The sequence below is a fragment of the Endozoicomonas sp. ONNA2 genome, from assembly GCF_024606365.1.
Lineage (GTDB): Bacteria > Pseudomonadota > Gammaproteobacteria > Pseudomonadales > Endozoicomonadaceae > Endozoicomonas.
The window spans coordinates 1-6,026 of record NZ_JAHHPO010001006.1 but is presented as its reverse complement, the minus strand read 5'-3'; the positions used below and the strand labels follow the sequence as shown (position 1 = coordinate 6,026).

Genomic DNA, 6,026 nt, shown 5'->3' with positions numbered 1-6,026 from the left:
AGCTCAGGATGAACGGAGATCGAGTTCAAAATGTCGAAATTATTTCAGGACAATTCCTAAGCCGCCTATGCAGCGGATAACATTCACGAATTGATCATAACGTCTACAAAAAGTTTCTAAGCCGCCTATGCAGCGGATAACGCTAAGGTAATCCCGCTAATATTTTTTGGTGTTTTCTAAGCCGCCTATGCAGCGGATAACTTAAACATCTCGAACGTACTATCAGCCAGCTTTTTCTAAGCCGCCTATGCAGCGGATAACGATGTGTGCTGGGGCAAGGTTCAGCCAGAGGTTTTCTAAGCCGCCTATGCAGCGGATAACTCGTTCTCAGATGACATTCCCTTCTAACGGCATTTCTAAGCCGCCTATGCAGCGGATAACGTTTTCAGTTCAGTAACCCGGGACTGCAAGCTTTTCTAAGCCGCCTATGCAGCGGATAACATGGACTTACCTAATACGCTGATACCGTCCGTTTTCTAAGCCGCCTATGCAGCGGATAACATAACGGTTCCAGACCGAGCTGTTGGTGGTCATTTCTAAGCCGCCTATGCAGCGGATAACCAGAAGATTGAAGTCCACGAAATTCTGCGTCATTTCTAAGCCGCCTATGCAGCGGATAACGCACAGGACTCATTTTGTAACCGACGGGCAGTGTTTCTAAGCCGCCTATGCAGCGGATAACTCCTGAACATTGGGAAAGCCCCGCAAATTAAATTTCTAAGCCGCCTATGCAGCGGATAACTCTTGCTTTTTGGTGAAATATTCAATTCGTCATTTCTAAGCCGCCTATGCAGCGGATAACAATATACGGACTTAATCACTGCGCGGGAATATTTTCTAAGCCGCCTATGCAGCGGATAACAGGGCCGGATGCTCGATGCCTTTGCTGTCTACTTTCTAAGCCGCCTATGCAGCGGATAACAAACACGACTTTCCCTAAAAAACCATTATTAATTTCTAAGCCGCCTATGCAGCGGATAACAAGACGCCATCGACGAGCTGGAGCGCCTAAATTTTCTAAGCCGCCTATGCAGCGGATAACACTCTAATCACCCGGTTAACATGTTGAGTTTTCATAAAAAAACCATTGAAACAACCAAAAAACAACATGCTGCAATAAATAATAATTAATGATTACTTTTCAATGGTTTAGCTTGCTGAATTAGTAAAGGAAGTTTTCAAAACAGCGGAACTGTGGCCGGGTTCTGGCCATTCGCAAGCCCATAGCTACTAAAGTTGCCCAAGTTGGCTGTTGGCATGATCTTTTGAATTATGCCCAATTGAAAATGTTGCCCGGTACTTTGACTAATAAGGGAGATAAATGCCCGGTCATCTTTGTAAGCACTGCTCAATCGTTTTCTACGCTCCTCTACCTGCACTGGGTCAATCTCAACACCCTTGTTCGCCAGGTGTTTCAGGTATCTTTTCATCCGTTTCCTGAGCTGAGCTGAACTCCCCTTATCCGATTGCCGGTTACGGACATAAACAGCAAAGGAGGTATGCCGGGGGACAGGTTGCACTGGAATGATCTCAATTGCACCTCCCGCTTCCAGTTGCAACAATCGAGTGTTTAGCAATAACTGCTCCAGTTCTTCAGCTGAACCAAACAGGCGCATACTATCACCGGGGTGATTGGCTTTAATATTGGGGAGCGCCAATGCAATACTGTCTTTTTCATTGGCACTTAAAAAGCCATGCACCTGTTGAAAGACCTTACCCAGCATCCAGCCTGTCTCGTTAGGTGGTGTTTTGCAGTTAATTTCCAGGTAGTGTGTCAACATTTCTGGCTCCTATTTATTCTTTTTACTTTTACCGCTAAAAACACCACCGCGTATCAGGCAGGCCATCACATAATGAATATGTTCCGGAACCGAACCCTTTTCAAGCGCCTCGATCAGTTCCTTAATATTCATCAAGTAGGTGTAAAGATCGTCCTGGTTAGTTGAAGGCAAGCGCACGGCTTCGGCACGTTGCTGAACAACGCCATAGGGTTCTATGGCAATGGCTCCATATTGTTTCGCTTTGCTGTGCCATGTATCGATGGTCCGAATCGCGTTACCAATTTTCTGGCTGTGCATCATGGCTTGTTTTCCCGCAGGGCAGGCTTTAGCGGCCAGGACCTTGCCGTCCTTACTGTCGGCAAATTCCTGGCTGGGGTAAACTTCCTGCCCCGCGCCAAGATTGCCCTGGCCAATGACGTTTAAACGCAGTGGCAGATCATTACCGGCCAGTGCGCTGGCAATTTTATCCCGAAGTTCGAGAAAGCCCTGATACTCGCCGTAGTCATGGTCAAAAGCATTTTCAACCTGGAATGATGTCTCTGTTTTTTCATGCCTCACCGTGACTTTTTTGTCAGTGGCATAGCGGTTACGCCACATCCAGCGACCGTTAATAATATTGGTCAGATAACGTGTAGCCAGCTCTGAAAAACCATTGAGATCCCGATAGAGATGCGCCAGCTTTTCCAGGTCAGCAAAGAAATCCGGTGCATTGCAGGCTCCCGGTCTCAGTGACTGACTGGTAAACGTCAGTGAATACTCAAGACGAAAACGATCGCAGGTTTCTGGTAAGTAGCAGACATCAACGCTCTGGATATTGGCATTATTAGGATCCAGTAACTTCTCCTTCTCCTGCTCAGCTTTTTTACCACTGCGGTCAATGCCCGAGAAGTTGGATATGGTACCTCGTACTGTTTGGCGGGTAATCAGCACTGGCTGTATTTGTCCATCATCCCCCATGCAGGTGAATATGCCATTGGACGGCACAATGGAACGTGTGTAATTGAGCATGGTGGGTAATTCAATTTTGGCCATTTCCGGGCTCCTTTATTTAATTTGTATGTGTGTCAACAACACAAAGCCTGTCGGTCGGACTGTAGGTATGACGCCACAGGGCATTCTCCCCCCGCAAGTCGAGGGCATTGGTCGCATGAACCAGAGAAGGCAGATAGCGCCATTGTGCTAAAGAAATAACCGGTTCGGCAAAAGCCATCGGTAGTTGCTTCCGCGTTCCGGGACGGTTGGTGGGGGGCTCCAGCAGCCGATAACCGATGCTGGTGGGAATCAACCAGCCCGGTTGTTGGCGATGATATTTGCCATCGTCGCCTCTGACTCCTGCCAGGGCATCCAGAAGCCGGTCAAGGTTATCCCGGGGGTCATCGTTGCGGCTTTCCAGCTGTTCTTTGGCATTACACAGCAACCACCCTGCAGGCAGGCGCTGTATTTTTTCGGCCAGGGCTGTTGATGATGCTGCAAAAACAGGCAGTTGCTGCTTGATAATTCGGCCACCGGCCAGTGGTGTCCGGGTCAGAAAGGCCGCCAGTCCCTGCAGGTTTTCATGGGAAAAGATGTTATCCAGACATTCTTCGTCTTCATCATCTTCCTGAATGATTTTTAAGATCAGGCTAATGTTCAGGTCACCCTTCATCTCCTGAATAATCGATGGGTTCATGTCTTCCGGTTTGGTGGGGTGCATACCATGGAGTGCAGGGGGGGATTTGGCCTGACCATCATATAGCGCCAGGTCATGGCCAATAATTGCCACACCATGAAATGCCAGGTGGTCTCCTTCTACTTTTTCAACTTCCCTGGTCAGCCAGTTAAGCTGCAGGGCATGGGCAAAACCAGTAAATGCTGTTATTGATGGCAAGCCAGCCACATGCAGACAGGCTTCTGCATTGATGTTTTCCAGCCTCAAATCTGGAAGAAGCAAATACCCTGCATGGTTCATAATCTTGCCTCCAGCCATTGCGTAAGCGCCACAGTCAACGCCTGGTTATCACTGTTATCCAACAGCGGCTTGTCATGCTTTCCGTCCCTGAACGGGGTTGTTTTTAACAGATTCAGCGCAGCTTCCCTGAAAAGTTCCATCTGCTGTCTGTCTGCGGTACCCGCCAGCCAGGCTTGCTGGTAATCGGGCAGATGACCAGTCAGGGTCGTTTTCTCATTGTCTGACATGCCGGTAAATTGCCAGCGCAACTTGATTACAGGGGCCATCAGCCGGGCGATAATCATGGCAGCAGCATTGGCATGTCGCTGGCGTTTTATTCGTGCAGGCATACCCTCAACCCCCGGATGCAGTAGTGTGGAGATATCCAGGCTTTCTCTGCGCCTGGCAAGCTCAAACAGGCTTTTACTGTGTTTGCTCAGGCGAATATATTCTTTTGCTTTTTGGGTAGGGATGGGCGGTATGTTTGCATACAAGTGTTGGTACCAACCGCCCAGCTCTGCATTGTAAGGGCCCACATTAATGGGCTGGGTACCTCCAACTTTGGTTACCCTGATGGAAATCAATTGCGGTCTCTGTTCATCCTGCCGCCGTTGATTAAGGCGTTGATGTAACTCACGGGTCAGACCAAAGGCCATAACCGGTACTACTACAAAATCATCATTTCCATGTTGCATGGGCCAGATCACCTGCTTGAGAAAACGGTCCGGCGCCTGACTGGCATCCGGCATGGACCAGCAAGCTGTAGCAGCATCCTCAAGAGACTCTAACCAACAACGAGCGAGGCCAAGTTGTAACAGGCTGGATGTGATTTCATCCTGTCGATTAGCCAAAGCTCTGAAAACAGAAGTAACCTGTTCTTTGAACATAAATTCCTGTGCCAGAAAACGAAAATAACCTGCGTAAGCTGCATTCCCTGAACCACTGGTCAGACGCTCACAGTTAATGCTGGCGGAATGAACATAGGGACTGTTGTCGGGGAGGTGTTCCAGTTCTGGCTCAACGATAGTACAGCTTTGTACGTTGGCGTTAGGGCATTTGAGGTTATGGGTGCCGACCATGGGAATAGTATTGCGTAAAATGATCAGTTTTTTTTCGTTACATAAAAACGCTCTTGCCGTTTCAGCATCGTGCAGGGCCGTATCATTTTTTTTGCACTTGTGCATGGAGGCGTTGATCAGGGCAATCAGAAACGAAAACAGACCCGAGGGGGGGATCAACGGGGGAGGGAATCTGTCGAACCGTGTCAGTATTTCAGGAAGATCCGAAGCCTCCATATTCATGTCGATGTCACCTTATTCATATTGTTTGTGTATGTGAAATGCGTACTATTGTAGGTGGTTTTTTTATTAAACAAATAAAATTGGTAAATACTGAGCTGGTTTGTTAGCCTCACTTGACGAATAAGTGTTTTAGCTTCAAAACTTGGATCCGGCGAAACGTTTACCACTGCACAAGTGGCTTAGAAAAATTTGATTTGATTAATCTTGTCAGCCACCGCACAGGTGGACAATCTCCCGGGCGCAGGAAAGTACAGAATGGCAATTATGCCTTCACACCGGCAGGGGCTTTATCTCATGGAGCACTGCCGGGTTATGGTCAAAGATGATCAGTTAACCTACGTGCAGCAGAAAGACGGATTTCAGAAATTCTTTGCTCTGCCTTTTGGTAATACAAATGTACTATTACTGGGAACGGGTACCTCTATTACCCAATCTGCTGCCCGCTTGCTCTCGGATGAAGGCGTTATGCTGGGCTTTACTGGAGGGGGTGGAACCCCATTGTTTCTGGCTTCTCAAAATGAGTACCGACCTACAGCCTACATGCAAGCCTGGGCAAAAATGTGGTTTGAGCCGAAAAACCGGCTAACGGTCTACCGGCAGTTTCAGGAAGCGCGGTGCCAGTTTGTCATGACGTCATGGCAAAGACTCGCTGCCCTCAAGACCGTCAATCTGACCGATATCCTTGCCAACTACCGGGATAAGATATCCATTTCAATGGACGGTCAGACTTTAATGGGGCATGAAGCCAACTTTGCCAAAAGTTTGTATCGAGTCCTTGCTCGTGCAGTCGGACATGAGGGCTTCGAACGTACTCCCGGCTCCGGAGAAACCGGAGATCGCTTTAACCGTTACCTTGATCATGGTAATTACCTCGCTTATGGACTGGCGGCAACCGTTCTCTGGGTGCTTGGTATTCCCCACTCCATGCCAGTTGCCCACGGCCTGACCCGCCGTGGTGCCCCGGGAGGCTGTCCGAGAATAGACTGCCCTACTGCGGTGGCAGCAAATTGGTCTAAA

5 protein-coding genes and 1 CRISPR repeat array are annotated in these 6,026 nt (G+C 48.6%); of the genes, 1 reads left to right on the top strand and 4 read right to left on the bottom strand.

The annotated features are described in order from the left end of the window. Positions 1 to 53 precede the first annotated feature (53 nt). A CRISPR array of direct repeats spans positions 54 to 1,042; the repeat unit is 28 nt; unit sequence TTTCTAAGCCGCCTATGCAGCGGATAAC. 136 nt (positions 1,043 to 1,178) lie between these two features. The 4 genes from cas6f to KDK14_RS17750 are packed head-to-tail and all read right to left on the bottom strand — an operon-like array spanning position 1,179 to position 5,009. Beyond that, entirely contained in the window at positions 1,179 to 1,781 is a 603-nt protein-coding gene (cas6f, locus tag KDK14_RS17765; RefSeq protein ID WP_257266530.1) for a type I-F CRISPR-associated endoribonuclease Cas6/Csy4, read from the bottom strand. 9 nt (positions 1,782 to 1,790) lie between these two features. Beyond that, entirely contained in the window at positions 1,791 to 2,813 is a 1,023-nt protein-coding gene (gene csy3, locus KDK14_RS17760) for a type I-F CRISPR-associated protein Csy3 (protein ID WP_257266529.1), read from the bottom strand. A 16-nt stretch (positions 2,814 to 2,829) separates the two neighbouring features. Next, complete coding sequence (locus KDK14_RS17755; protein ID WP_257266528.1) at positions 2,830 to 3,729, bottom strand: type I-F CRISPR-associated protein Csy2; 900 nt, start codon at positions 3,727 to 3,729, stop codon at positions 2,830 to 2,832. Further along, complete coding sequence (locus KDK14_RS17750; RefSeq protein WP_257266527.1) at positions 3,726 to 5,009, bottom strand: type I-F CRISPR-associated protein Csy1; 1,284 nt, start codon at positions 5,007 to 5,009, stop codon at positions 3,726 to 3,728. The genes KDK14_RS17755 and KDK14_RS17750 overlap by 4 nt, the downstream gene beginning before the upstream one ends. A 255-nt stretch (positions 5,010 to 5,264) precedes the next feature. On the opposite strand from KDK14_RS17750, the gene cas1f reads away from it, so the two are divergent. Next, on the top strand, positions 5,265 to 6,026 hold a 762-nt coding region (gene cas1f / locus KDK14_RS17745), incomplete at its 3' end, for a type I-F CRISPR-associated endonuclease Cas1f (RefSeq protein WP_257266526.1).

Excerpts from the sequence above, each read along its gene's own strand:
- cas6f (WP_257266530.1), bottom strand. The coding sequence starts at position 1,781 with ATGTTGACACACTACCTGGAAATTAACTGCAAAACACCACCTAACGAG.
- csy3 (WP_257266529.1), bottom strand. The coding sequence starts at position 2,813 with ATGGCCAAAATTGAATTACCCACCATGCTCAATTACACACGTTCCATT.
- KDK14_RS17755 (WP_257266528.1), bottom strand. The coding sequence starts at position 3,729 with ATGAACCATGCAGGGTATTTGCTTCTTCCAGATTTGAGGCTGGAAAAC.
- KDK14_RS17750 (WP_257266527.1), bottom strand. The coding sequence starts at position 5,009 with ATGAATATGGAGGCTTCGGATCTTCCTGAAATACTGACACGGTTCGAC.